The organism is Celeribacter sp. SCSIO 80788 (genome assembly GCF_051054295.1).
Classification (GTDB): domain Bacteria; phylum Pseudomonadota; class Alphaproteobacteria; order Rhodobacterales; family Rhodobacteraceae; genus Celeribacter.
Genome location: NZ_CP150482.1, coordinates 1,082,134 through 1,105,104, shown reverse-complemented (window position 1 = coordinate 1,105,104; position 22,971 = coordinate 1,082,134). Strand labels below are relative to the sequence as shown.

Here is a 22,971-nt window from a genome sequence, read left to right as displayed (position 1 = left end):
TCAGCCTTTCGCCGGGAAGAGGCCCATGGGACGGATCACGAGGACCGCCGCCAGAAGCGCGTAGATGAGAACGGAGGCGAGCTGGGGGGCCAGAACGGCGCCGAAGGTCTGGACGAAGCCGAAAATGAGCGAACCCGCGATGGCACCTTGCAGAGAACCGAGCCCGCCGATGACGATGACGATGAGCGTCGGGATCAGGATCTGAAGCCCCATGTCGGGGGTGACGCTCAGAAGCGGCGCGGCCACAGCGCCCGCCAGCCCCGCCAGCGCGCAACCGACGCAGAAAACGATGAAAAACAGGCGCTCGACATTGATGCCGAGGCAGGCGGCCATGGCGTCATTGTCGACGCCCGCGCGGATCATTGCACCGATCTGGGTGCGTTTGAGGACCATGGCGAGGGCGGCGAAGATCGCAAGCCCCAGCGCGATGATGAACAGGCGATAGACCGGGTAGTCGATGCCGAAGAGCGAGACGCGACCCGAGAGCAGCGGCGGCACTTCGATGGCCAGCGCGATGTCGCCCCAGACGATCCGCGTCAGATCGAGCAGCGCGAAGATCAGCCCGAAGGTCACCAGAACCTGCGCCATCGGCCCGCTTTTGCGCATCCGTTTGATCAGCCCGCCATAGAGCAGAATGCCCATGCCCGCGACCGCGACGGGGGCCAGAAAGAACCCGGTCCAGTACCCGCCCACGGTGGCGGCGGCTGCGGCGACATAGGCGCCCAGCGCATAGAGCGAGCCATGGGCGAGGTTGACGAAATGCATCAGGCCGAAAATCACCGTGAGGCCGATGGAGAGAAGGAACAGGAGCATGGAAAGCTGCAACGCATTGAGCGTCTGCAACGCCCAGAAACCGGGGTCGAGAGACATGGTGGGGTCCTTTGCCTAATGCCCGGCCGGGGAGTGTGCCCCGGCCGGGCTGGGAGGTCAGTTCGAGACGGGCTTAGTTCGAGACGGGTGCCATGGCGCAGCCGTTGACCGGATCGGGCGTCGCGGGCAGGGTGGCCAGAACTTTCTGGGTCAGGCCCGCATCGCCTGCGACGGTCTCATAGACATAGATCGGCTGAACGATGTTGTTGGTGGCCGGGTCAATCGACAACGTGCCGCGCGGGCCGTCGAAATGCACCTGACGCAGGGCATTGGCGAGGCTGTCGCGATCCATGGCGCCGGTCTTGGTGGCCTCGATGAGGGCACGGGCGGCGTCGAAGCCCTGCACGGCGTATTCCGACGGCGTGCGACCGGTTTTCGCCTCAAACGCGGTGACGAAGGCGGCGTTTTCGGGGTTGTCGATGGTCGGCACGTAATGCAGCGCCGTGATCACACCTTCGGCGGCGGGGCCTTCGGCGTTGACGTAGAGCGGCGAGGTCAGGAAGCCCGAGCCATAGAGCGGCAGGTCGGCTTTGAGGCCGAAGCTGTCATATTGCTTGACGAAGGAAATCGCCTCGCCGCCCGCGTAGAACACATAGACCGCCTGCGCGCCGCTGGCCTTGGCCTTGGCGAGGAAGGGTCCGAAATCCTGCGTCTTCTGGAAGGGGGTGAATTCCTGCCCGACGATCTCGCCCCCGGCGGCGGTGAAGGTCTCGGCGAAGCTGTCGATCATCTGACGGCCTGCGGCGTAATCGGGGGCCAGGGTGAAGACCTTGGTCAGGCCTTGCTCGACCATCCACGGCCCCATCGGGCGGTTCACCTGACCGTTGGAGAAGGACATGCGGGTGATGAAGGGCGAGCACTGCGCGCCGGTGGCCTCGTCATTGCCGGCATTGGCGACAATGAGCGGCACGCCCGCACCGTCGATCAGATCGCGCACCGCGCCCAAGACGCCGGAGCTGACGATGCCCGCCATCACGTCGACCTTGTCCTGAAGGATGAGTTTCTTGGCCTTGGCGAGCGCGACGGGCGGTTTGACCTCTGTGTCCTCGCGCAGGAGCGCAAATGTGGCGTCGGTCTCGGAGCCGTATTCCTCGATCGCCAGTTCGAACCCGGCCTCGATGTCATTGCTGAGCGCGGCATAGACGCCGGAATAGGGTAGCAAAAGCCCGACTTTAATCTCTTCTGCGTTTGCGGGGGCGCTTGCAGGCATGCTCAATGCGGTGGCGAACCCGAGGGCCGCCAGAACGGTGGTTTTCATGATATTCCTCCCTGTATCCCCGAACCCCTCCCCGGGTTCGGGCGGCGGCCACAGCGGCCCGCCTTGGTGCGTGCGATCCCGGCGGGACGTATCCGGTCCGAGACAGCTTCCGATCAGACTGTGCGCAGCGGGCCTTCAAGTCGAGAAAGGTTTGGGTATCGAACAATATCGTTTTTGTTGCGACGGGTGGGTTGCGACAGCCTCATTTTTAGGCGGCGGATGTGAACGGCCCACGGCCCGGCGCCGGAAGGGCGGGCGAGCGTTGACAGCTTCGGCAAAAAATAAATCAATTGGTCCAAGTTTCGCATCGCGGGAGCGCGATGCGGGCCAAGAGTTCGCCCAGACGAACGCCATAAAAGTTCGTGCATGCGAACAAGCAACAGGGGATCAAGATATGACCAAAGACATGACGCGCCTGAGCCAGTCCCGGCGCAGCTTTCTGAAGGCGAGTGCGGCGGGTGCGCTTTTGACCACGCCGTTTGCCAAGGCCGCGTTGGCGGCGGGGGACGGGCCTCTGAAAGTGGCGGGGATCTATACCGTGCCGGTCGAACAGCAATGGGTGAGCCGCATCCATGTCGCCGCCGTCGCGGCGCAGGCGCGCGGCGATATCGAATACACCTATTCGGAAAACACCGCCAACACCGACTATCCGCGCGTCATGCGCGAATATGCCGAACAGGGCTACGATCTGATCGTCGGCGAGATTTTCGGCGTTGAGCAGGAGGCCCGCGAAGTGGCCGCCGATTATCCGGACACCGCCTTCCTGATGGGCTCGTCTTTCAAGGAAGACGCGGGCGTGCCGAACCTGTCGGTGTTCGACAACTACATTCAGGACGCGTCCTACCTCTCGGGCATCATCGCGGGGGCGATGTCCAAATCCGGCAATATCGGCATGGTCGGCGGCTTCCCGATCCCGGAGGTCAACCGTCTGATGAACGCCTTTATGGCGGGTGCCAAGGAGATGAACCCGGAGATGAAATTCCAGGTGTCCTTCATCGGCAGCTGGTTCGATCCGCCCAAGGCGAAAGAAACCGCCTATGCGATGATCGACAACGGGTCGGACATGCTCTACGCCGAGCGCTTCGGTGTCTCGGATGCGGCGAAGGAAAAGGGCGTTCTGGCGATCGGCAATGTGATCGACACCCAGGCCGACTACCCCGAGACCGTGGTCGCCTCAGCGCTCTGGCATTTCGAGCCGACGTTGGATGCGGCCATTGCCAAGGTCAAAACCGGTGAATTCACCGCCGCGGATTACGGGCTCTACTCCTTCATGAAAGAGGGCGGTTGTTCGCTGGCCCCCTATGGCACGTTCGAGGGCAAAATCCCGCAGGAGGCGCTCGATCTCGTGGCTGCGCGCATGGCGGAGATCAAATCCGGCGCATTCACCGTTGAGATCAACGACGAAGAGCCGAAGTCTGCGTAAATGCAAGCCCATGAGACGAACGCAGGGCAGGGCGAACCTGTCCTGCGGATGACCGGGATCACCAAGCGCTTCGGTGCTGTGTCCGCCAATGAAGATGTGAGCTTTGCCCTTTCGCCGGGCGAGGTGATTGCGCTTTTGGGGGAGAACGGCGCGGGCAAAACCACGCTGATGAACATCCTTTTCGGGCAATACGCGCCCGACGAGGGCAGCGTCGAGGTGTTTGGCGAGACCCTGCCGCGCGGCAACCCGCGCGCGGCCTTGTCGGCGGGCGTCGGCATGGTGCATCAGCATTTCACGCTGGCGGGGAACCTGACGGTTTGGGAAAATATCGCGCTCGGCACGCAACCTCTGGGCAAGCTCAGCCTGTCGCCTGCGGCGGTGCGTGCCAGGATCACCGCTCTGGCGCAGAAATTCCATCTCAAGGTCGACCCGAATGCCAAGGTCGGCAAGCTGACCGTGGGGGAGCGGCAGCGTGTTGAGATCCTCAAGGCGCTCTATCGCGATTCCCGCATTCTCATCCTCGACGAACCCACCGCCGTTCTGACGCCGCAGGAGACCGACGATCTTTTTGCGACGCTGCGCGAGGCGGTGGCGCTCGGGCTGTCGATCATTTTCATCTCGCATAAGCTGCATGAGGTCATGGCGATCTCGCATCGGGTGCTGGTCTTGCGCCATGGCCGTCTGGTTGCGGAACGGGCCGTCACGGACACCAGTCGCGAAGAGCTTGCCGCGCTCATGGTCGGCAGCGAAGTGACCGCCCCCGATATTCCGGCGATGCCTGCGGGACCGGCGCTTTTGTCGCTGCGCGATGTCCATGCCGAGGGGCTCAATGGCGTGACGCTCGATCTGCCCGCCGGTCAGATCACCGGGCTTGCGGGCGTGTCCGGCAACGGGCAGGCGGCGCTGTTCGATCTGATCTCCGGGCTGAACCCAGTGCGCTCCGGGGCCTTCACCGTTCTGGGCCAGACGCCCGCGCACTGGACGCCGCGCGCCGCACTTGAGATGGGCGTCGGGCGCATCCCCGAGGACCGCCACACGACCGGGTCGATTGCCGATTTCGACCTGACGGAGAATGCGATCCTTGAGACCTATGCGACGAAATTTTCCCGCAAGGGCTGGATGAACTGGGGCAGGGCGCGCGCTGCGGCCGAGCATCTGATCGCGACCTATGACGTGCGCTGTCCGGGGCCTCAGACGCGCATCCGCCTCCTGTCCGGCGGCAATATGCAAAAGCTCATTCTCGGGCGGGTTCTGGAAGAAGCGCCGAAGATCATCCTCGCCAACCAACCGGTGCGCGGGCTCGATATCGGGGCGGTGAACTATGTCCATGGCCGTCTGGCGGCGGCGCGCGAATCCGGGGCGGCGGTGTTGTTGATCTCCGAGGACCTCGAAGAGATCATGACGCTGTCGGACCGCATTCACGTCATCTCCGAAGGCCGTCTCAGCCCCGCCTTTGCGCGTGGCAGTGTGACGGTCGCGGAGCTTGGCAAGTGGATGGCGGGAGATGGGGAGGGCAGCCATGCGGCTTGAACCCATGTCCAACGCAGGCCCGGCGCGCAAGCTTCTGCCGCCCGTTCTGGCGATCCTTGCGTCCTTCGTTGTGGCGGCGGTTTTGGCGCTGGTCGCAGGCGGCGATCCGTTTGCCGTCTTCGGTCTGATCTTCAAAGGCGCGTTCGGGTCGAAATTCGCGCTTCTCGAAACGCTCAACCGCGCCACGCCGCTGATTTTCACCGGGCTTGCCGTGGCCGTCGCGTTTCGCGCCAAGCTGTGGAACATCGGGGCGGAGGCGCAGTTTTATGCCGGGGCCGTCGTGACGGCGGCGCTTGGCGCGGGCGCGATCGGGCTGAGTTCGGTCTTTCTTTTGCCCATCCTCGCCATCACCTCGGCGCTCGCGGGGGCCTTCATCCTCCTGATCCCGGCGCTTCTGAAAACCCGGTTCAAGGTCGATGAGGTGGTGACGACGCTGCTGTTCAACTTCATCTTTCTGCTCTTCGTCTCCTACCTGCTCGAAGGCCCGCTGAAGGACCCGATGGGCATGGGCTGGCCGAAATCCGCCCGCCTCATTCCCGAAGCCCGCCTGCCGCGCATCGTCGAGGGGCTGCGGCTGCATTGGGGCTTTGCGCTGGCGCTGATCTGTGCCGTGGCGCTCTATGTGATCGACCGCAAAACCACGCTCGGATTCGAGATGCGCGCGGTCGGCCAGAATGTCGAAGCGGCGCGGTTTGCGGGCATTCCGGTGACGAAAGTGATCCTCAAAACCGCGCTTCTCTCGGGCGGATTGGCGGCCCTCGGCGGGTTTTCGGAAGTGGCGGGGCTCAAAGGCTCCCTGACGCTCGATCTCAGCCCGGGCTTTGGCTACACCGGCATCGTCGTCGCGATGCTGGCGCTTCTGAACCCTTTGGGCGTGGTGGCGGCGGCGCTTTTTGTGGCGGCGATTTTCGTTGGCGCCGACAGTATGAGCCGGGCCATCGGGGTGCCGACCTATCTGGCGGATATCATGCTGGCCTCGGCGCTTTTGATGATGGTGCTGGCGATCCTGTTTACCAAATTCCGGATCAGGAGGGACTGATGGAGATCATCGACATTCTGCTGTCCGTGTCGTTCTGGGCCGCTGCGATCCGCATTGCCTCGCCGCTGATTTTCGCCACCATGGGCGAGCTGATCTGTGAGCGCGCCGGCGTTCTGAACCTCGGGATCGAGGGCATCATGGTCGCGGGCGCCTTTGCGGGTTGGTTTGCCGTGCTCTCCGGCCTGCCGCTTTGGGCAGGAGTGGGCGTGGCGCTTCTGGTGGGCATGGTCTTTGGCCTATTGCACGCGGTGCTCTCCGTGCCTTTCGGACTGTCGCAGCATGTGGTCGGCGTCGGTGTCACGCTGTTTGCCACCTCGACCACGTTTTTCACCTATCGCGTCGCCCTGCCGGAGGTCTCTTCGCCGCCGAAAATCACCGCGTTTCAGCCGGTCGAAATCCCGCTCCTGTCCGATATTCCGCTTTTGGGGCAGGCGCTTTTTAATCAGACGCCCCTGACCTATGCGGCCTTCCTGACCGTCGCGCTGACCGCCTTTGTCCTCTACCGCACGCCCTTGGGTCTGGCGGTGCGCGCCGCCGGGGAAAGCCCCTCGGCCGTGGCGGCGCAAGGCCTCTCGGTGACGCTGATCCGCATGGGGGCGGTGGTCGTTGGCAGCGGCTTGATGGCGGTCGGCGGCGCGTTTCTGACCATGTCCGCCTTTGACAGTTTCTTTTTCGAAATGGTTGGCGGGCGCGGCTGGATCTGCATCGCTTTGGTGGTCTTCGGCGCATGGAAACCCGGCAAGGCGATGCTGGGCGCGATCCTGTTTGCGGCGTTCGACGCGCTGCAAATCCGGTTGCAACAGACGGGCGTGGGCGCGATCGTACCCTATCAGGTCTTCCTGATGATGCCCTATGTGCTGTCGATCCTGGCGCTCGTCCTGATGTCGCGCCGGGCCGAAGTTCCGGCGGCCCTGATGGTGCCGTTCAACAAAGGAGAGAGATGATGTTCGACCTGCTCGTCAAAGGCGGCACCTTGCCGGATGGAACCGTCGCGGACATCGCCATTCTGGGCGACAAGATCGCCGAGATCGCGCCCCGGATCGACGCCGAGGCGCGCGAGGTGATCGACGCCACGGGCGATCTGGTCGCGCCGCCTTTTGTCGATCCGCATTTTCACCTCGACGCGACCCTGTCCTACGGTCTGCCGCGCCTCAACGCCTCCGGCACGCTCCTGGAGGGGATTTCGCTTTGGGGCGAGCTGCGGGAGATCGCGACGGTCGAGGAGATGGTTGAGCGCGCGCTGCAATATTGCGACTGGGCCGCCTCCATGGGCCTTCTGGCGATCCGCAGCCATGTCGACACGACGCCCGATCATCTCAACACCGTCACCGCGATGCTGGAGGTGAAGGAGAAGGTCAAAGGCTACATCGACCTGCAACTCGTGGCCTTTCCGCAGGATGGGCTGTATCGGGCTCCGAACGGCCGGGAAAACCTGATCCGCGCGCTCGATATGGGCGTCGATGTGGTCGGTGGCATCCCGCATTTCGAACGCACCATGCAGGCGGGGGCCGAGAGCGTGCGCGATCTCTGCGAGATCGCCGCCGAGAGAGGCCTGCCGGTCGATCTGCATTGCGACGAAACCGACGACTCGATGAGCCGCCATGTCGAGACGCTGGCGCATGAGACGACGCGTCTGGGGTTGCAGGGCCGGGTGGTCGGCTCGCATCTGACCTCGATGCATTCGATGGACAATTATTACGTCTCGAAACTGATCCCGTTGATGGCGGAGGCACAGATCGCCGCGATCCCCAACCCGCTGATCAACATCGTGCTTCAGGGGCGTCACGACACTTTCCCGAAACGCCGCGGGCTAACCCGTGTGCGGGAGATGCAGGCGGCGGGGATTGCCGTCGGCTGGGGGCAGGATTGCGTGCTCGATCCGTGGTATTCGCTGGGCACGGCGGACATGCTCGACGTGGCTTTCATGGGGATGCATGTGGCGCAGATGACCCACCCGGACGAAATGGCGCGCTGTTTCACCATGGTGACGGAGACCAATGCCGCGATCATCGGGGTCGAGGGGTACGGGCTCAGCAAGGGGGCGATGGCGTCGCTGGTGGTGCTGGATGCGGATAACCCGGTGGATGCGCTGCGGCTGCGGCCTGCGCGTCTGGCGGTGGTGTCCAAGGGCAAGGTGATTGCCAAGACCCCGCGTCAGGATGCGGCGCTTTCGATCCCGTCGCGTCCGGAAACTGTGCGGCGGCGGGCACCGAAACGCTAGGGGAACGGGCCGACGCGGCGGTTCTGTCTGGATGTGCTGAAAAGAACGAAATTCGCGGGGGCTCTGGCGCAGGACGACAGTTTTCCCGGGGGAGCCACAGGTCGGGACGATGCGGAGGGGCATAGGCGCTCAGGGCAATGCCTGTCCTTGTGCTGCAAGGCCTCTGTGCGGGAAGGGGGCCTTGAACCTTTCGGGCGGATGCTGTCTACGGGGCCGCACGACTTCGTAACATCGGCCGAACCATGACAGACAGAAAAAGCCAGGCGGCATCGATCGTATTCGATACGGTCGGCAAGGCCTTCAAGAAACCCGGCGGCGGCACTGTGTCCGCGCTCGAAGATGTCTCTCTGCGCGTTGAGCCGGGGGCGATCACCGGGATCATCGGGCGGTCCGGTGCGGGCAAATCGACATTGTTGCGCATGGTGAACGGCCTGGAACGTCCGACCTCCGGTCGTGTGTTGATCGGCGATCAGGATGTCGGTGCGGCCAAGGGGGCCGCCCTGCGGACGATCCGGCGCGATGTCGGGATGATTTTTCAGCATTTCAACCTGTTGTCGTCGCGCACCGTGGCCGGGAATATCGCCCTGCCGCTGGAAATCGCCGGTGTGGCGTCTGACAAAATCAAACCGCGTGTGGCGGATCTGATCGAGCGCGTCGGGCTGACGGCGCAGGCGGATCGTTATCCGGCGGAGCTTTCGGGCGGGCAGAAACAACGTGTCGGGATCGCGCGGGCCTTGGCGACGGAGCCGAAGGTTCTGTTGTCGGACGAGGCCACCTCGGCGCTCGATCCGGAAACCACCCAGACGGTTCTGGAGCTTTTGCGCGACATCAACCGCGATCTCGGTTTGACCGTTTTGCTGATCACCCACGAAATGGCCGTGGTGCGTGACATCGCGAGCCATGTCGCCGTGATCGACGGCGGGCGCATTGTCGAGGCGGGGCCGACCTATGACGTTTTCACCGCGCCGCAACATGCCACGACGCGGTCGTTCCTGTCCGGTGTGACGGGGGTGACGCTTCCGGCCTTCATCAAGCATGAGATGCAGGCGACACGGCCCGAGACGGGCGGCCAAGAGGTGATCCGCGTCACCTTTGCGGGCAAGCACGCCACCGATCCGATGCTGGCGCTTCTGACCCGCGATCTCGGGGTCGAGGTCAATATCCTCGCCGGTGCGGTCGAGGAAATCGGCGTGCATCCGTTCGGCAATCTTCTGGTCTCTCTGCCCGCCGAACGCGGGGCGGAGGCGCGGGCCTATCTCGAACGTCATGAGCTTTTGACGGAGGTGCTCGGCTATGTCGGCTAATCTCATCGCCCTTCTGATCGAGGCCACCGGGCAAACGCTTTACATGGTGGCGATCTCGGCCCTTCTCGGCACCGTGTTCGGGCTGCCTTTGGGCACCTACCTTGCAGTGTCGCAAAAGGGCGAATTGCTCTCTGCGCCGCTGGTGAACAAGGTGCTGGGTCTCGTCGTGAACGCCACGCGTTCGGTGCCTTTCATCATTCTCGTCGTCGCGATCATTCCCTTCACCCGCATGGTGGCGGGGACCTCGATCGGGACCACGGCGGCCATCGTGCCGCTGAGCATCGCGGCCATCCCTTTCATCGCGCGTCTGGTGGAAAACGCCATTCGCGAGGTCGATGCGGGGCTGATCGAGGCGGCGCGCGCCATGGGGGCGACTCCGTTCCAGATCATCCGCAAGGTGCTGATCCCCGAGGCGCTGCCCTCCATCACCTTAGGCCTGACGCTCGCGGTCGTGAGCCTCATCGGCTATTCGGCGATGGTCGGCGCGGTCGGTGGCGAAGGTCTCGGCGATCTCGGTATTCGCTATGGCTATCAGCGCTTCATGCCCGATGTCATGGCCGTGGTGGTGATTATTCTCATCGTCCTCGTCCAGCTTGTGCAATCCCTCGGAGAGTGGATCGCCGCCAGAGTGGACAAACGCGCGCCCAAGGGGCGTGGTCAATAACCGCAACATAAGGAGATTACACATGCTGCGCGTTGCAACCCTCACATCCGTTCTCGCTCTGATGGCTTCTGTCGCCATGGCCGAAGAGATCAAAGTCGGGGTGTCCCCCGGCGAACATGCCGAGATCATGGAAGAAGTCGCGAAAGTGGCCGCGCCGATGGGGCTCGACATCGACGTGGTCGAGTTTTCCGATTACGTCGTGCCGAACCAGGCACTGGCCGATGGCGACATCGAAGCCAACTCGTTTCAGCACGTGCCCTATCTCGACAACCAGATGGCGGATCGCGGTTTCGATCTGACCGTCGTGGGCACCACCATCACCACGCCGATGGGCGTTTATTCCGACAAGATCACCGATCTTGCGGATCTCGAAGAAGGTGCGACCTTCGGCATTCCGAACGACCCGACCAACGGTGGCCGTGCGCTTCTCGTTCTGCAACAGCTTGGCCTGATCACGCTGGACGAGGCCGCTGGCCTGAAACCGACCGTGCTCGACATCACCGGCAACCCGAAAAAGCTCAAGTTCAAGGAACTGGACGCCGCACAACTGCCGCGGTCGCTGGCCGATCTCGATGCCGCGCTGATCAACACCAACTACGCGATTGCCTCGGGTCTCAGCCCGAAAGAGGATTCGATTGCGATGGAGAGCGCCGAAAACCCCTATGTGAACGTGATCGTGGTCCGTACCGGCGACGAGAATGCGCCCTGGGTCAAGACGCTGGTCGAAGCCTATCATTCCGACGCGGTGAAGGCATTCATCGAAGAGAGCTACCACGGCACGGTTCTGACCTCCTGGTAAGCACAAGGCCACGCGCCGCGCTTGAGACGACGAAGGGGAGGGCAGCAGCTCTCCCCTTTTTCATGGTGCGCAGATGCGAGTTTTTCCGATCCGGGTCTCCCCAGTTGAATGGTCCTCCATGTCCCGAACATAGGAGTGGCCATGCAGATGGGGAGGCTCACAGTCACGCATTGCCGCTGTTCGCGCAGCGCGGTGAATGCGCCCGTCAATTCTGTACAATCATCTTCGCAACGAGTTCCGCCGCGTTTTGCACCCCCAGCTTTTTCATCACGGAGCTGCGATGAACCTCTACGGTTCGGGGGGAAATTCCCATTGCCAGTCCCGTTTCCTTGCTGGTGAAGCCATTCACGATATGTCGGGCGACCTCGCGCTCTCTGGGCGTCAATGTGGCGGAATTCGGCGGTCGGTTTTCCAGATGCTCGAACGTCCAGACCATCAGCCGAAAGGGATCGGTCGGGGTCAAGGTCCGGCCTGACGCTCGGGTCCAGATGATCTCACCGCTGCGACATTGCATGAAGCGCTCGTCCGTGTAGCGCGGACGACCGTCCAGCCAGCGCCGCCAACGTGTGCCTGTCTTTTCGTAATCGACGCTGGAGGGGTAAAGGATGCGGATAGATTGCCCTTCAAGCTCGTCGCGGGTCCAACCGAATATGCGCTCTATCTCCGTATTCACACGCTGAATCTTGCGATTTGACAGGACCATGAGGCCGATCGGAGCATCCATGAAACCCGTAAAGTTGAGGTCGGCCTCCGATATTCGGTCGAAATCCATCGGGTTTTCCTTTCTCTGCATCTGCATCTACGTAGGGAGTACGTATATTTATACGTAGTTCCACGGATAGCTGCCATGTGTTTTTTGCAGCACGCTTGATGTGGGAGGACGTAACATGACCCATGAAATTTATATCACCGGCTCCGGCCACACCCGGTTCGGTCGCCTCGAGGCCACGCTCGAAACGCTGATCGTTGAGGCGGCGCGCGAAGCTCTTGAGGAAGCGCAGATCCCACCTTCTGAGATCGACGCCATTTTCCTCGGTCATTTCAATTCCGGGCTTGTCCCGGACGGGTTTGCCTCCTCGCTCGTTTTGCAGGCGCATCCCGACCTCCGCTATACCCCTGCCGCGCGGTGCGAAAACGCCTGCGCCTCTGGGGCGGCCGCGATTCATGCCGGACTGAACGCCATCCGGGCAGGTCGGGCGCGAAACGTCCTTGTCGTCGGGGCAGAAAAGATGACACATCGGTCGACGGCAGATGTCACCACGGCTCTGGCCGGGGCGGGGTATCAAAATGATGCGAACGAGGCCGCTCTGAGTTTTCCGCAAGTCTTTGCCATTGCGGCAGACCAATATGCGGCGCGCTACGGCGATCCGCTGGACACGATGGCGCGCATTGCGGCGAAGAACCATGAGAATGCGATGAAAAACCCGTTGGCGCATATGCACAAGCCGCTGACCTATGAGTTCTGCCGCGAGGTGAGCGAGAGAAATCCGCTGATCGCACCGCCTCTGCGATTGAGCGATTGCTCTCTGGTCACGGACGGTGCCGCCGCGATTGTTTTGAGCGCTGCCGATGCCCATGCCGAGGACGCAGCTGCCCGCGTGCGGATTGCCGCCGCCGAACATGTGTCCGACTTCCTGCCGATGAGCCGCCGCGATTTCGTGGCCTTCGAAGGGCCGGAGCGCGCCATTCGCGCGGCCTATGACGCAGCCGGGATCACGGTCGCAGATCTGGATTTCGCAGAGGTTCATGACTGTTTCACCCCGGCGGAACTCCTGATCTACGAAGCGATGGGACTCGCGCCGAAGGGGCAGGGGATAAGGGCTCTTGATGAGGGCACGGTATATGCGGACGGGCGTACCCCGGTGAACCTGTCTGGCGGGCTGAAGGCCAAAGGCCATCCGGTCGGCGCCACCGGCGTGTCGATGCATGCTCTGGGCTTCCGGCAACTGACCGGACGTGCGGGAGAGATTCAGCGCGCGGGTGCGGAATGGGGCCTCGCTTTCAACATGGGTGGCGCAGCCGTCGCCAACTACGCGACGATTATGCAAGCCGATCGCGCCTGAAGATGATCCGGGAATTGTGAAGACAATGAATATCGCAAATTGGCTGTATCAAACGGCCTTGTCATGGCCCGACCGTCCGGCGCTCTATCACGGCGACAGCCTGCGCCAGACCTATCACGGACTTTTGCAATCCGTCTGCAATCGTGCAGCTTGGTTGCATGCGGAGCATGGGATCGTAAAGGGCGACCGGGTTGCCATTTTCGCAAAGAACGCCCCCGAGTACATCGAGGTGCTACATGCCTGCTGGTGGCTCGGAGCTGTCGTCGTGCCGGTGAATTGCAAACTGCATGCCCGCGAAGCCGAGTGGATCATCCGCGATTCAGGGGCGGCGCTGACCTTGACGGAGAGCGGCACTGTTTTTGCGACGCAGGAGGATGTCGCCGAGGCGCGGCTCGCAGCGCCGGTGCCTGAGCTGGACACACTCACGCCGCCCAAGTCGGTTGGAGCACAGGAACTTGCTTGGCTGTTCTACACCTCCGGCACAACAGGGACGCCAAAGGGCGTCATGCTCAGCCATGACAACCTGCGGCACATGACCCTGTGCTATGCGCTCGACGTGGATGCGGCCCGGGCGGAGGATCACATGCTCTACGCCGCGCCGATGTCGCATGGCGCGGGGCTCTATATGTTCGCACAGATTCGGGCAGGGGGCGCGCATCTCGTCCCCGCCTCCCACGGGTTCGACAGCGACGAGATCATCGCGCTCGCCAAGACCCGTGGCAATCTCGTGTTCTTTGCCGCCCCCACGATGGTCAAGCGCCTGATCGCGACAGCAAAGCAACAGGGCTACGACGGCACGGGCATTCGCACGATCATCTATGGCGGCGGTCCGATGTATGCCCATGATATCGACGAAGCTCTCGCCTGTTTCGGTCCGCGTTTCGTGCAGATTTACGGTCAGGGCGAAACGCCGATGACGATCTCGGTGCTGGCGCGCGATCTGGTCGCCGATCAGAGCCATCCCCGCTGGCAGGCGCGGCGCGCCTCCGTGGGCATTGCCCAAGGTGCGGTGACGTTGGCGGTGCTTGGAACCGACGGAGAGCCTCTGCCTGCGGGTCACACCGGGGAGATCTGTGTGCAGGGGCCAACCGTCATGACTGGCTATTGGCGGAACGAGGCGGCCAGTCTTGCCGCGCTTGAGGGCGGCTGGCTTCATACGGGCGATCTCGGCCATCTCGATGAGGACGGCTTTCTCTACCTCACCGACCGGTCCAAGGACGTGATCATTTCCGGCGGCACCAATATTTACCCGCGTGAGGTCGAAGAGGCGATCCTGGCCCACCCGGCCGTGTTCGAGATCGCCGTGGTCGGCGAGCCGGAACCGGATTGGGGAGAGCAGGTCGTTGCCTATGTCGTGTTCGAACCCGGCAAGAGCGCCAGCGAGCCCGAACTCGACAGCTGGTGCCGCCAGCAGATTGCCGCTTTCAAACGTCCGAAACGCTACGAGTTCGTCCACGAGCTGCCGAAGAACAGCTACGGCAAGGTTCTGAAAACCGCGCTGAGAACGCGCACGGGACATGAACCGACACCGGCATAATTGAAAAACATGTCCGGGCAGGAGGAGCCCGGCACCAACGGAGGAGATACCCATGAAAAGACGTGACTTTCTGAAATCCACAGGAGCATTCGCAGGCGCGGGGCTGATCTCGGGTCTGCCCGGTCTTGCCCATGCGGCAACCTCGCTGAAATTCGACAGCTATGTGAGCGAAACCGCGGGACCGTCCTGGGTCGACCGCTGGTTCCTCGAAGAACTGGCAAATCGCAGCAATGGCGAGATCGGCGTCAAATACTACTGGGCCGGAAGCCTCAACAAGGTCGGCGAACATCTCGGCGCGGTGCGCGACGGCACCAGCGAAATGACCCTGATCGCGCCGGGCTATTATCAGGCCGAACTGCCGGTCACACGCGGCCTTGAATGGTATTTCCGCATGGAGCGTGCCGATGAGCTGCAACTTGTGTGCCGCGACGTCTACGAGAATTTCGCGCCGTTGCGGCAGGAATGGGAAGACCGTCATCGCAGCAAGGTGCTCTACTGGACCAACTGGAATTATGCGCCTCTGGTGATGCGCGATCCGATCACCTCGATCGACGACATCAAGGGCAAGAAGATCCGCGGCTATGGCGTCGCCACCGATGTGATCGAAAGCCTCGGCGGCATTGCCGTGCCGATGGCGGCGGGCGAGGTTTATCAGGCGCTCGAACGCGGGGTTCTCGATGGGGTCTACGGCTTCGATTTCGTCACCGCCGTCGCCTACAAGCTGCATGAGATCGCGCCGAATTTCTACGACATCGGCGACGGTCCGCACGCCCCCGCCGTCACGATCATGAATCGCCGCGTGTGGGAAGGCCTGCCCGCCGAACAGCAACAGATCTGCACCGATCTGGCCGATGAGCTCTATGGCGGAAAATTCGCCGAGATCTACAACAAGGTGCTGGCCGATTACGTTCAGAAGGCGCAGGCCGAAGGCGTGGTGCTCTCCTCGCTCTCGGACGCGGAAAAGGCCCGGACCAAGGCGCTTGTTCAACCCGCACAGGTCAACAAGTGGATCGAGACCGTGGCCAAGCCCAACGGCATCGACGGGGCGGCCATGCAAGCGGTGGTCGAAGAGGCGATCGCGCGCCACGCAGGCACCGGGACGATGAAACGCCCGGTCGAAATCGCGGCGGGCCTGTAAGCCGATGCTGGCGTGGCTGAACCGCCTGCTCGACGGGATCGCCCGGATCACATCATGGCTGGCGCTGGGGTTCCTCGCCTTCATGATGGTGGCCATCACAGTGGATGTGGTGGCCCGCGCCGCCTTCGGGCGCGCCGTGCCCGGGCTGTTCGAGATGACGGAAATGTCCATGGTGATGGTGGTTTTCATGGGGCTGGGCGCGACCCTGCTCGATGACGGCCACATCCGGATCACCATGATGACCGATGCGCTGCCCGGGCCGTTTTCCCGTGGGTGCACGGCACTGGCCTGGCTGTTTGCTGCGCTGACGTTCCTGATGCTGGCCTGGCCCGCAACACAGGAGGCGGCCTATTCCTTCTCGATCCGGGAATTCCGCTGGGGCTATTTCCAGGTGCCGATCTGGTGGGCCAAGATCGCGGTGGCCGCAGGGCTCTGGTTTGCCGCGCTGCAAGCCGCCCTGCACAGCCTGCGCATTGCGCTCAAGCAGATCGAGCTGCCGCATATCGACACCGAGCCCTCCGCTGCGGGGGACACGGCCCAGCACTGAGCCGGGCGTGCCCAGAAAAGGTCCCGGCGCATGTCACCGGGACCGCGACATTGCATTTCACAGGACATCGACAATGGATGTGACACTCATCACCCTGCTCGCCGTCGGGCTGATCTTTTTCCTCATGGCCCTGGGCACCCCGGTCTTTGCCGCACTGGCCCTCTCCGGCGCCTTCGGCATCGTCATGGTGGAAAACCTGGGCTTCCTGCTGGCACGGCTGAAATCCTTTTCCTTCAGCCATACGGCAAGTTACGCGCTTACGGTCATCCCGCTTTTCATTCTCATGGGGGCTTTCGCGCATCATGCGCAGGTTGGCAAACGGCTGTTCCATGTCGCCAACAAATGGGTGGGTCACCTGCCGGGCGGGCTGGCGATGGCGAGCATTCTGACCTCGGCGGGCTTTGCCGCGACCTCGGGATCCTCGGTGGCGACGGCGGCCACGGTGGGGGCAGTCGCTATCCCGGAGATGAAGGAGAAGGGCTACGATCCGCGCCTCGCGGCCGGGGCCGTGGCCGCAGGCGGCGTGCTGGGCGTGTTGATCCCGCCCTCCGTCCTGTTGATCTTCTATGCAGCCCTGACCGAAGTTTCCGCCGGAAAAATGCTGATCGCGGGCTTTGTTCCCGGCCTGATCACCACGGTCGCCTTCATGATCGGCGTTGCCCTGATCGGCCACCGGGTCCAGCACCACTCCACCCGCGCGCCCAAGGCCTCCTGGGGCGAGCGGCTGTCCTCGACGACGCAGGCCTGGCAGGTGCTCGTCCTGTTCGTGATCGTGCTGGGCGGGATTTACCTCGGTCTCGTCACCCCGACCGAAGCCGGTGCCATCGGTGCGCTCGCCGCCTTGCTCATGCTGGTCTTCGCGAGATCGGCGCGCGGGCGTCTGAGCCATGCGCTTTCCGAAAGCTTCCGCTCGACCGCCACCACCACGGTGATGATCCTTTTCACGATGATTGGCGCGGGCATTTTCAGCTTTTTCCTGACCCTCGTACAGGTGCCGCAGATGATCGCAGGCGCCATCACCGAAAGCGGCATTCCGCCCCATCTGATCGTCGCGGTCCTGCTGTTGCTCTATATCCCGCTCGGCATGTTTCTCGATGCCTTCTCGATGATGGTGATCACCCTGCCCATCGTGTTTCCTACTGTGTCGGGACTTGGCTTCGATCCGATCTGGTTCGGCATCCTTTGCGTGAAAATGTGTGAGATCGGGCTGATTACCCCGCCCGTGGGCCTCAATTGTTTCGTCATCGCGGGCATCGACCGAGAGACACCTCTGCCTGATGTGTTTCGGGGCGCGCTCTGGTTCGTGGCGATCGAGATGGTGACCATTGTCCTGCTCTTCGCCTTCCCGTCCATCATCACCTGGCTGCCCGACACCATGATGGCCCGATAACTCAGGAGATTTCCCATGACACAACGAACGGATTACGGCATCGCCTTCATCACCGGCGGCGGCTCAGGTATCGGGCGGGCAAGCGCTCTGCGGCTGGCAGCGTTGGGGGCTCGTGTGGCCGTCACCGATCTGCGCTTTGAGGCCGCCGAAGCTGTCGCCCGCGAGATCGCCGCACAGGGCGGCACGGCCTTTGCTCTCGCCCTCGATGTCGCGGATGCCGCCGCGCTTCCCGATGCGGTTGCCAAAGTCGAAGACGAACTTGGTCCCATCGACATTCTCGTGAACAGCGCCGGGCTCATTCTCGTGGAGCCGTTGCTGGACTTCGCCCCCGAGACCTGGAGCAAGGTCATGGAGGTCAATGTCACCGGCACTTTCCGGGTCAGTCAGCACATCGCCCGCGGCATGGCGGCGCGCGGCTATGGGCGGATCATCAATATCGCCTCGATCTCCGGTCTGCGGGCGGGTGTCGGGCGTACCGCCTATGGCACTTCGAAAGCCGCCATTCTGGGTCTTACCCGGCAGTTTGCGCTGGAGCTCGGCGCGCGTGGTATCACGGCCAATGCCATTGCGCCGGGGGTGATCGAGACGCCGATGACACGCGCGGCTTATAGCGAGGAAACATGGTCTCGTGTGCTGGACATGACGCCGACCCGCCGCCTCGGGCAGCCAGAAGATATTGCAGAAGCCGTAGCCTATCTCGCAAGCCCCGCCGCGTCCTTTGTCAATGGCGAGGTTCTGACTGTGGATGGGGGCTATATGGCGTCCGGGATGACACAGACCGGCAATCTGCAAACTTGAGTAGGGCTGGTAAGTCGAGGTTGGTCCAGTAGAGAGGAGCGATATCCATGGAACATGGCCTTATCGCTCCGACCGGACGGGCATCTCGCACGTCGCTTATTGTGCGGACCGAGGACCCTGATGTTGATCTGCGACCTCTCGTCATAGAGCTGGTTCGTGTCCATCTGGACCCGTTTCAAGGAGTGAAGAGGGCGTGGTTTTGGGAACGCTGTCTGCGGGACGGGGGACGCGATGATCCCGAAACGGTGCGACGACAGACGGCAGCAGTCATTTGAGCCGTGAGCGCCATGGCCATCACGGCTTTCGGATCTCCACTGGAGGGTTTCCGACGCGGCGGGGACTTTGCAGCCTGGCTCGGCTGGCTCGTATATTGGTGTGCAAACGGCTCCGCCGGCTGATGCGCCGCGGGTTCCTCGATCTGGTCGCCATGATGGATTGGCACACCCGCAAGGTCACTTATCTGCGGAAATCGACAGTCGGTGCTTTCACAGACGAAGGCGCTGCGTTGTCGTTGTGATGCTCGGCGATCCCCAGAAAATGCGCGACGAGGTTCAGCACCATGGGGTCGTTTGAAACTGCAAAGATTTTCATTGTCATTCCGAGTTTGTGTTGCCTGTATAACCGACTTGTTTTTCGCCCCAGATTGGGGCCGATTTGGGGCTGATTTGGGAAATCTTTGGCCCGAATTCCACACCGGCGCGTTATGGGCCATGTTTTCGGCCAGATACCGCCAAGAGTGCAGGGGGCCGTATCGCTCTTAAGGGGGGGCTCTCAGACCGTTTCTGGCAGAGCGGTGAGGTTCTGGTCGGACCCCTCTTCGTCTCTCAACGGATCGAAATCCAGGTAGAACGTTGTGCCGACACCCAATTCGCTCACGTAGTCCAGGCGCGCGTTGTGGCTCTCGACGATCTGCTTCGAGATGTAGAGCCCGAGCCCCGTGCCGCCCACTTTGCGGATATCGGACGAATCCACTTGGGTGAACTTGCCGAAAACCCGGTCTTTGACGCCTTCTGGAATCCCGGGGCCGTCATCTTGGATCGAGATGCGGATGTGGTGGCCGACATGTTCCACACGTGCCGTCACACTTCCGCCTTCGATCGAGAATTTAAGGGCGTTCGAGAGAATATTGCTTAACACCTGGATAAGCCGGGCGCGGTCTCCCGATATGAGGCACGCCTCTGAACAGAGCTGGGAGGTGACGTGGACGCCCAGTTTGCTGGCATAGCCAGAGATGGAGTCGACAGCCTCGGAGAGCAAGTCGTTGGCATCTGTCGGCCTGAAATGAAACACCATCTCACCAGCCTCGACTTTTTGCATATCCAAAAGATCTTCGATCAGGGCGGCGAGGCGGTACCCATTCCGGGATGCAATCTCCATCACCGGCCCGACCGTATCGGGCAGGGAACCGATTTTTCCGCTTTTGATGAGATCGACCGCCCCGATGATCGAGGTCAGAGGGGTGCGAAGCTCATGGCTAACGGTCGCAAGAAAACGCGATTTCGCCTCCAGGGCGGCTTTCGAGCGCTCGTTTTCTTCTTTGATCAGGTCCATCTGCCTGAGCCGCTCCTGGTAGTTGAGATAAAACTTCGCGGCGATGTCTCCGATGAAGTAGAGCACGAAGATGATCGTGAAGAATTCCAGCCAGATGTGGGACCCAAGGGGCGGGCGGAAACGGAGCACATCGAGAAACGCGATGAACAAAAATGCGAAGCCGTAGATGGAAAGGCGCAAAATCAGGACGCCCATCATCTGGCTGTTGTACATTGCTGCAAAGATGGATGCAGAGAACAGGAAGAAAAGCGGCGTGAAATGCCCCTGTGGCGTTTGTTGAATTGCGATGTTCATGATGAAAACGCTGATCGCGAGCGCACTGATGACGGTGTTGATGACGATGCGCTTGAGAATCCGTTCACCAAAGGCGGAGTCCGTGCCATCCCAATCCTGAGCTTCGCGCGCGAGTTTCAGGTCGAGCACTTCGGTCAGCGCAACCACAAGATAGAGCGCAAAGATTGAGAGTGCATCGAAATACATCGCCGCGAGAATGGCGGCCGCCGCCATACTCGCCTGCCGTTTCCGGACAAGTTGGTTGGAGAGTGCGATGTAATCCTTGATATTCTGCTCTTGGCCAGCGGAATTGAACCAGTCCCCCCGGCTCGCCCACAGTGCTTTTAGGTTCATCATCCTGTCCATGACACTATTCGGTACTACGACCTTAAAACCCAATTAAGCCAAAAGTATCCCATTTCAGAGGGAATTGTGGCTTTTTAGAGGTTTTAATGAGGTGAAAGTTTGGCAAGTGGTCGTGGATGTGTCCGACAACAGTCCCGGTGCCGTCTTCGTCGAGGAGGGGCTGTGTGCCGCTGCGTGGACATGGGACATGTGAAGGCAAGGTCTGGAGCGAGGCACGTTTCCCAAAAGGCGAGGGTCGCGGTTTTTGAGAAACGTGTTCGCTCCAAACGGGGCCGGTCAGGCGGCGGCAGATGCAGCATCGGGCGACGCTTGGTAAATTCCCGACATGTCAGGGAAGGCAATGTTGGATTGCGGGATGTCATCAATCGGACCAAACACGGGTGTGTGTCTGAGAACTGTGTCCCGCTGCTCCCTGATTTGCGCGGTGAGCAGTTGAACCGGCTTTTTCAGCAGCGGAAAGCTGCGCGGTTCTGTCACCAGATCATAGCCGAGGTAGCGACGATAGAATGGGCTATGCTCGGGGCGCACGGCGGCAAGGGCCACATCGATGTCGTAGAACATGGTCGCGAGGAACGGGATACGCAGCGCGAGGAAATGCAGGGGGACACGTTGTTGGCGAACGGCAGGATCGGTCACAAAGCGCGTTGAATCGAGCGCCGTCTGACCGCGTTTCAGCGTATCGAGAACCTCTGGAAAGACCTCCAGTGTCGGAGAGACCTGCGAGAGTTTCGACAACAGGTGCAGCCGGACCGAGGCCGCGAGCTGCCCGTCCACTTCGACCCCGACGTGAAGACAGTTCTCGGCATCGTCAAATGGGTCATGCATGATGCCGCGTTCGTTCTGAGCGATTGATTGTTCGGCACGGTAGCAGTTGTAGCGCAGGCGATAGACGCTTTCGAGTTCCTCAGGAGTGCTGAGCACCTTGTACCGGGAGCGCTTCAGCACTTCGGTGACTTGCTTGTTCATTTTCTGCCTTTCGATGTGTGACTACGGCTTTGCACGGCACACAAGAAGATCGCTGTAACCACGATAGACGGACTCTTGCCGGAGAATTTCGAAACCGGCTTCTGTCACCGCCGCCGTGATCTCTTCCTCTGTGTGCGTCCAATAGGCGCCCGTCTTTTGTGCAGCGAAGATGGCCTTGTTTTGTTTCGCAACTTCTCTGCCATGCCAAAAGATTTGGAGCGCGGAGGGGAGACCATTTTTACTTTTTATGTTCATAAACAGGTATTTGCGCCAATCTGCCACATTCAGAGGCCGCCCGAGGTCGACAAGGTAGAGCAGGCCACCGGGACGCAGGAGACGGCGAAGATCCGCGAGCCGCTGTTTCTGGTCGGGCATGGCGTAGAGGGCGTGAACGCAGACGATCAGGTCTGCGGTGTCCTTTGCATCAAAGCTTTCGAGCGCGACGGTGTCATATTTGATCCTGTCGTAGGCTGCCAATTTCGACTGAGCGGCACCCCGCATGCCAGCGTCGGGCTCGACGAAATGAATTTCGGCGTCCGGAAAGGCGCGGGCCGCAATTTCTGTGTAATTGCCGGTGCCTCCACCAATGTCATAGATCCGTTTCGGCGGCTCGATCGTCGCCAGGAAAGCCGCGAAGTCCTCCAACAGCGCCTGATATGCAGGGTTGTTGTCCGACATCAGATCATAGGCCTTCGCATAGGCGCTCCAATCCGCGCATGCTGAGCGATCAACGGTTTCTGGCCTGACATTTTTTGCGGCCGGGAACCTCTTGGCATGTGCGTATGACGACATAGGGCAAGCCTCCACGGTTGGATTCAGAATTGCGTGTGTTGTGCGTTGGTTCGCTCACAAGCTTTGCTGTGTTCCACTCTAAGTTGCAAGAAGATATGGAAACAATAATCACAATTAATAATTATTGTTTCCATTTAATTGACGGTTTGCACACCCATTGGTCATCTGTAATGTGGGAGTCGTCGCGGGTTTCGTTGGGGCTCAACTTGCTTCGGTTGCTGTGACCGGTGCACAGCAGGGAGTGCATGTCGACGAAACGACTCGCTTGCCGGTCGTTTGGCTTGAGAGAGGGGTGCGATTGCGAACTGTGCGCCGGAAGGGAAACGGGGCGGAAATCAGGGCAGTCCAAGCATGAGAAGCAGCGAAATCGACGCAGCAGCGTCAAAGTTTGACCACATCCTTATGAAACGGTGTGGTATTGTCTTCCTGAGTTGATAGGAAA

Annotated in this window: 20 protein-coding genes; 14 read left to right on the top strand and 6 right to left on the bottom strand. The window is 61.5% G+C overall.

From position 1 onward, the window contains the following. On the bottom strand, nt 1–870 hold the full coding sequence (locus tag V1471_RS05665) for a branched-chain amino acid ABC transporter permease (RefSeq protein WP_434287381.1): 870 nt from the start codon (nt 868–870) through the stop codon (nt 1–3). Between the two features lie 73 nt (nt 871–943). Continuing rightward, nucleotides 944–2,128, bottom strand: coding sequence for an ABC transporter substrate-binding protein (locus tag V1471_RS05660; protein ID WP_434287380.1), 1,185 nt, complete (start codon nt 2,126–2,128; stop codon nt 944–946). 394 nt (nt 2,129–2,522) lie between these two features. Between V1471_RS05660 and V1471_RS05655 the strand changes: the two genes are divergently transcribed. From V1471_RS05655 to V1471_RS05620, 8 genes are all read left to right on the top strand, one after another. Further along, entirely contained in the window at nt 2,523–3,551 is a 1,029-nt protein-coding gene (locus V1471_RS05655; RefSeq protein ID WP_434287379.1) for a BMP family protein, read from the top strand. Next, nucleotides 3,552–5,081 (top strand): ABC transporter ATP-binding protein, encoded by a 1,530-nt coding sequence (locus tag V1471_RS05650; protein ID WP_434287378.1) that lies wholly within the window; start codon nt 3,552–3,554, stop codon nt 5,079–5,081. Further along, entirely contained in the window at nt 5,071–6,120 is a 1,050-nt protein-coding gene (locus V1471_RS05645) for an ABC transporter permease (RefSeq protein WP_434287376.1), read from the top strand. Before V1471_RS05650 ends, V1471_RS05645 begins: the two co-directional genes overlap by 11 nt. After that, entirely contained in the window at nt 6,120–7,064 is a 945-nt protein-coding gene (locus tag V1471_RS05640) for an ABC transporter permease (protein WP_434287374.1), read from the top strand. Before V1471_RS05645 ends, V1471_RS05640 begins: the two co-directional genes overlap by 1 nt. Then, on the top strand, nt 7,064–8,341 hold the full coding sequence (locus tag V1471_RS05635; RefSeq protein ID WP_434287372.1) for an amidohydrolase family protein: 1,278 nt from the start codon (nt 7,064–7,066) through the stop codon (nt 8,339–8,341). The genes V1471_RS05640 and V1471_RS05635 overlap by 1 nt, the downstream gene beginning before the upstream one ends. Before the next feature lie 242 nt (nt 8,342–8,583). Next, nucleotides 8,584–9,645 (top strand): methionine ABC transporter ATP-binding protein, encoded by a 1,062-nt coding sequence (locus V1471_RS05630; RefSeq protein WP_434287371.1) that lies wholly within the window; start codon nt 8,584–8,586, stop codon nt 9,643–9,645. Then, entirely contained in the window at nt 9,635–10,309 is a 675-nt protein-coding gene (locus tag V1471_RS05625) for a methionine ABC transporter permease (RefSeq protein ID WP_434287370.1), read from the top strand. The genes V1471_RS05630 and V1471_RS05625 overlap by 11 nt, the downstream gene beginning before the upstream one ends. Before the next feature lie 22 nt (nt 10,310–10,331). Beyond that, nucleotides 10,332–11,108: a MetQ/NlpA family ABC transporter substrate-binding protein gene (locus tag V1471_RS05620; protein WP_434287369.1), complete on the top strand. Its 777-nt coding sequence runs from the start codon at nt 10,332–10,334 to the stop codon at nt 11,106–11,108. Nucleotides 11,109–11,313: 205 nt separating this feature from the next. Here the strand turns inward: V1471_RS05620 and V1471_RS05615 are convergent, their stop codons facing one another. Continuing rightward, nucleotides 11,314–11,880, bottom strand: a complete 567-nt coding sequence (locus V1471_RS05615; RefSeq protein WP_434287368.1) for a LuxR C-terminal-related transcriptional regulator — start codon at nt 11,878–11,880, stop codon at nt 11,314–11,316. Between the two features lie 115 nt (nt 11,881–11,995). Between V1471_RS05615 and V1471_RS05610 the strand changes: the two genes are divergently transcribed. The 6 genes from V1471_RS05610 to V1471_RS05585 all read left to right on the top strand — a co-directional run bounded on the left by V1471_RS05610 (nt 11,996) and on the right by V1471_RS05585 (nt 18,581). Continuing rightward, nucleotides 11,996–13,171, top strand: a complete 1,176-nt coding sequence (locus tag V1471_RS05610; protein ID WP_434287367.1) for a thiolase domain-containing protein — start codon at nt 11,996–11,998, stop codon at nt 13,169–13,171. 25 nt (nt 13,172–13,196) lie between these two features. Further along, nucleotides 13,197–14,708, top strand: a complete 1,512-nt coding sequence (locus V1471_RS05605; RefSeq protein WP_434287366.1) for a class I adenylate-forming enzyme family protein — start codon at nt 13,197–13,199, stop codon at nt 14,706–14,708. A gap of 52 nt (nt 14,709–14,760) precedes the next feature. Then, nucleotides 14,761–15,846, top strand: coding sequence for a C4-dicarboxylate TRAP transporter substrate-binding protein (locus V1471_RS05600; protein ID WP_434287365.1), 1,086 nt, complete (start codon nt 14,761–14,763; stop codon nt 15,844–15,846). Nucleotides 15,847–15,850: 4 nt separating this feature from the next. After that, the gene (locus tag V1471_RS05595) at nt 15,851–16,393 is read left to right on the top strand and encodes a TRAP transporter small permease (RefSeq protein WP_434287364.1); all 543 of its coding nucleotides are present in this window, start codon (nt 15,851–15,853) and stop codon (nt 16,391–16,393) included. A gap of 73 nt (nt 16,394–16,466) precedes the next feature. After that, the gene (locus tag V1471_RS05590) at nt 16,467–17,783 is read left to right on the top strand and encodes a TRAP transporter large permease (protein ID WP_434287363.1); all 1,317 of its coding nucleotides are present in this window, start codon (nt 16,467–16,469) and stop codon (nt 17,781–17,783) included. Between the two features lie 15 nt (nt 17,784–17,798). Then, on the top strand, nt 17,799–18,581 hold the full coding sequence (locus tag V1471_RS05585; protein WP_434287361.1) for an SDR family NAD(P)-dependent oxidoreductase: 783 nt from the start codon (nt 17,799–17,801) through the stop codon (nt 18,579–18,581). A gap of 771 nt (nt 18,582–19,352) precedes the next feature. On the opposite strand, the gene V1471_RS05580 is transcribed toward V1471_RS05585, so the two are convergent. The 3 genes from V1471_RS05580 to V1471_RS05570 form a co-directional block, all read right to left on the bottom strand. Beyond that, a complete protein-coding gene (locus V1471_RS05580; RefSeq protein ID WP_434287360.1) occupies nt 19,353–20,771 on the bottom strand; it encodes a sensor histidine kinase in 1,419 nt (472 codons plus the stop codon). Between the two features lie 276 nt (nt 20,772–21,047). Further along, entirely contained in the window at nt 21,048–21,737 is a 690-nt protein-coding gene (locus V1471_RS05575) for an N-acyl amino acid synthase FeeM domain-containing protein (protein WP_434287359.1), read from the bottom strand. 21 nt (nt 21,738–21,758) lie between these two features. Then, nucleotides 21,759–22,529 carry a class I SAM-dependent methyltransferase gene (locus V1471_RS05570; RefSeq protein WP_434287358.1) on the bottom strand — a complete coding sequence of 257 codons (771 nt, stop codon included), beginning with the start codon at nt 22,527–22,529 and terminating at the stop codon, nt 21,759–21,761. Nucleotides 22,530–22,971: the final 442 nt, after the last annotated feature.

Coding starts and splice junctions, on each gene's coding strand:
- V1471_RS05575 (WP_434287359.1), bottom strand. CDS start 21,737: ATGAACAAGCAAGTCACCGAAGTGCTGAAGCGCTCCCGGTACAAGGTG.
- V1471_RS05640 (WP_434287374.1), top strand. CDS start 6,120: ATGGAGATCATCGACATTCTGCTGTCCGTGTCGTTCTGGGCCGCTGCG.
- V1471_RS05660 (WP_434287380.1), bottom strand. CDS start 2,128: ATGAAAACCACCGTTCTGGCGGCCCTCGGGTTCGCCACCGCATTGAGC.
- V1471_RS05655 (WP_434287379.1), top strand. CDS start 2,523: ATGACCAAAGACATGACGCGCCTGAGCCAGTCCCGGCGCAGCTTTCTG.
- V1471_RS05665 (WP_434287381.1), bottom strand. CDS start 870: ATGTCTCTCGACCCCGGTTTCTGGGCGTTGCAGACGCTCAATGCGTTG.
- V1471_RS05585 (WP_434287361.1), top strand. CDS start 17,799: ATGACACAACGAACGGATTACGGCATCGCCTTCATCACCGGCGGCGGC.
- V1471_RS05600 (WP_434287365.1), top strand. CDS start 14,761: ATGAAAAGACGTGACTTTCTGAAATCCACAGGAGCATTCGCAGGCGCG.
- V1471_RS05610 (WP_434287367.1), top strand. CDS start 11,996: ATGACCCATGAAATTTATATCACCGGCTCCGGCCACACCCGGTTCGGT.
- V1471_RS05605 (WP_434287366.1), top strand. CDS start 13,197: ATGAATATCGCAAATTGGCTGTATCAAACGGCCTTGTCATGGCCCGAC.
- V1471_RS05635 (WP_434287372.1), top strand. CDS start 7,064: ATGTTCGACCTGCTCGTCAAAGGCGGCACCTTGCCGGATGGAACCGTC.
- V1471_RS05630 (WP_434287371.1), top strand. CDS start 8,584: ATGACAGACAGAAAAAGCCAGGCGGCATCGATCGTATTCGATACGGTC.
- V1471_RS05650 (WP_434287378.1), top strand. CDS start 3,552: ATGCAAGCCCATGAGACGAACGCAGGGCAGGGCGAACCTGTCCTGCGG.
- V1471_RS05570 (WP_434287358.1), bottom strand. CDS start 22,529: ATGTCGTCATACGCACATGCCAAGAGGTTCCCGGCCGCAAAAAATGTC.
- V1471_RS05645 (WP_434287376.1), top strand. CDS start 5,071: ATGCGGCTTGAACCCATGTCCAACGCAGGCCCGGCGCGCAAGCTTCTG.
- V1471_RS05595 (WP_434287364.1), top strand. CDS start 15,851: ATGCTGGCGTGGCTGAACCGCCTGCTCGACGGGATCGCCCGGATCACA.
- V1471_RS05590 (WP_434287363.1), top strand. CDS start 16,467: ATGGATGTGACACTCATCACCCTGCTCGCCGTCGGGCTGATCTTTTTC.
- V1471_RS05620 (WP_434287369.1), top strand. CDS start 10,332: ATGCTGCGCGTTGCAACCCTCACATCCGTTCTCGCTCTGATGGCTTCT.
- V1471_RS05580 (WP_434287360.1), bottom strand. CDS start 20,771: ATGGACAGGATGATGAACCTAAAAGCACTGTGGGCGAGCCGGGGGGAC.
- V1471_RS05615 (WP_434287368.1), bottom strand. CDS start 11,880: ATGGATTTCGACCGAATATCGGAGGCCGACCTCAACTTTACGGGTTTC.
- V1471_RS05625 (WP_434287370.1), top strand. CDS start 9,635: ATGTCGGCTAATCTCATCGCCCTTCTGATCGAGGCCACCGGGCAAACG.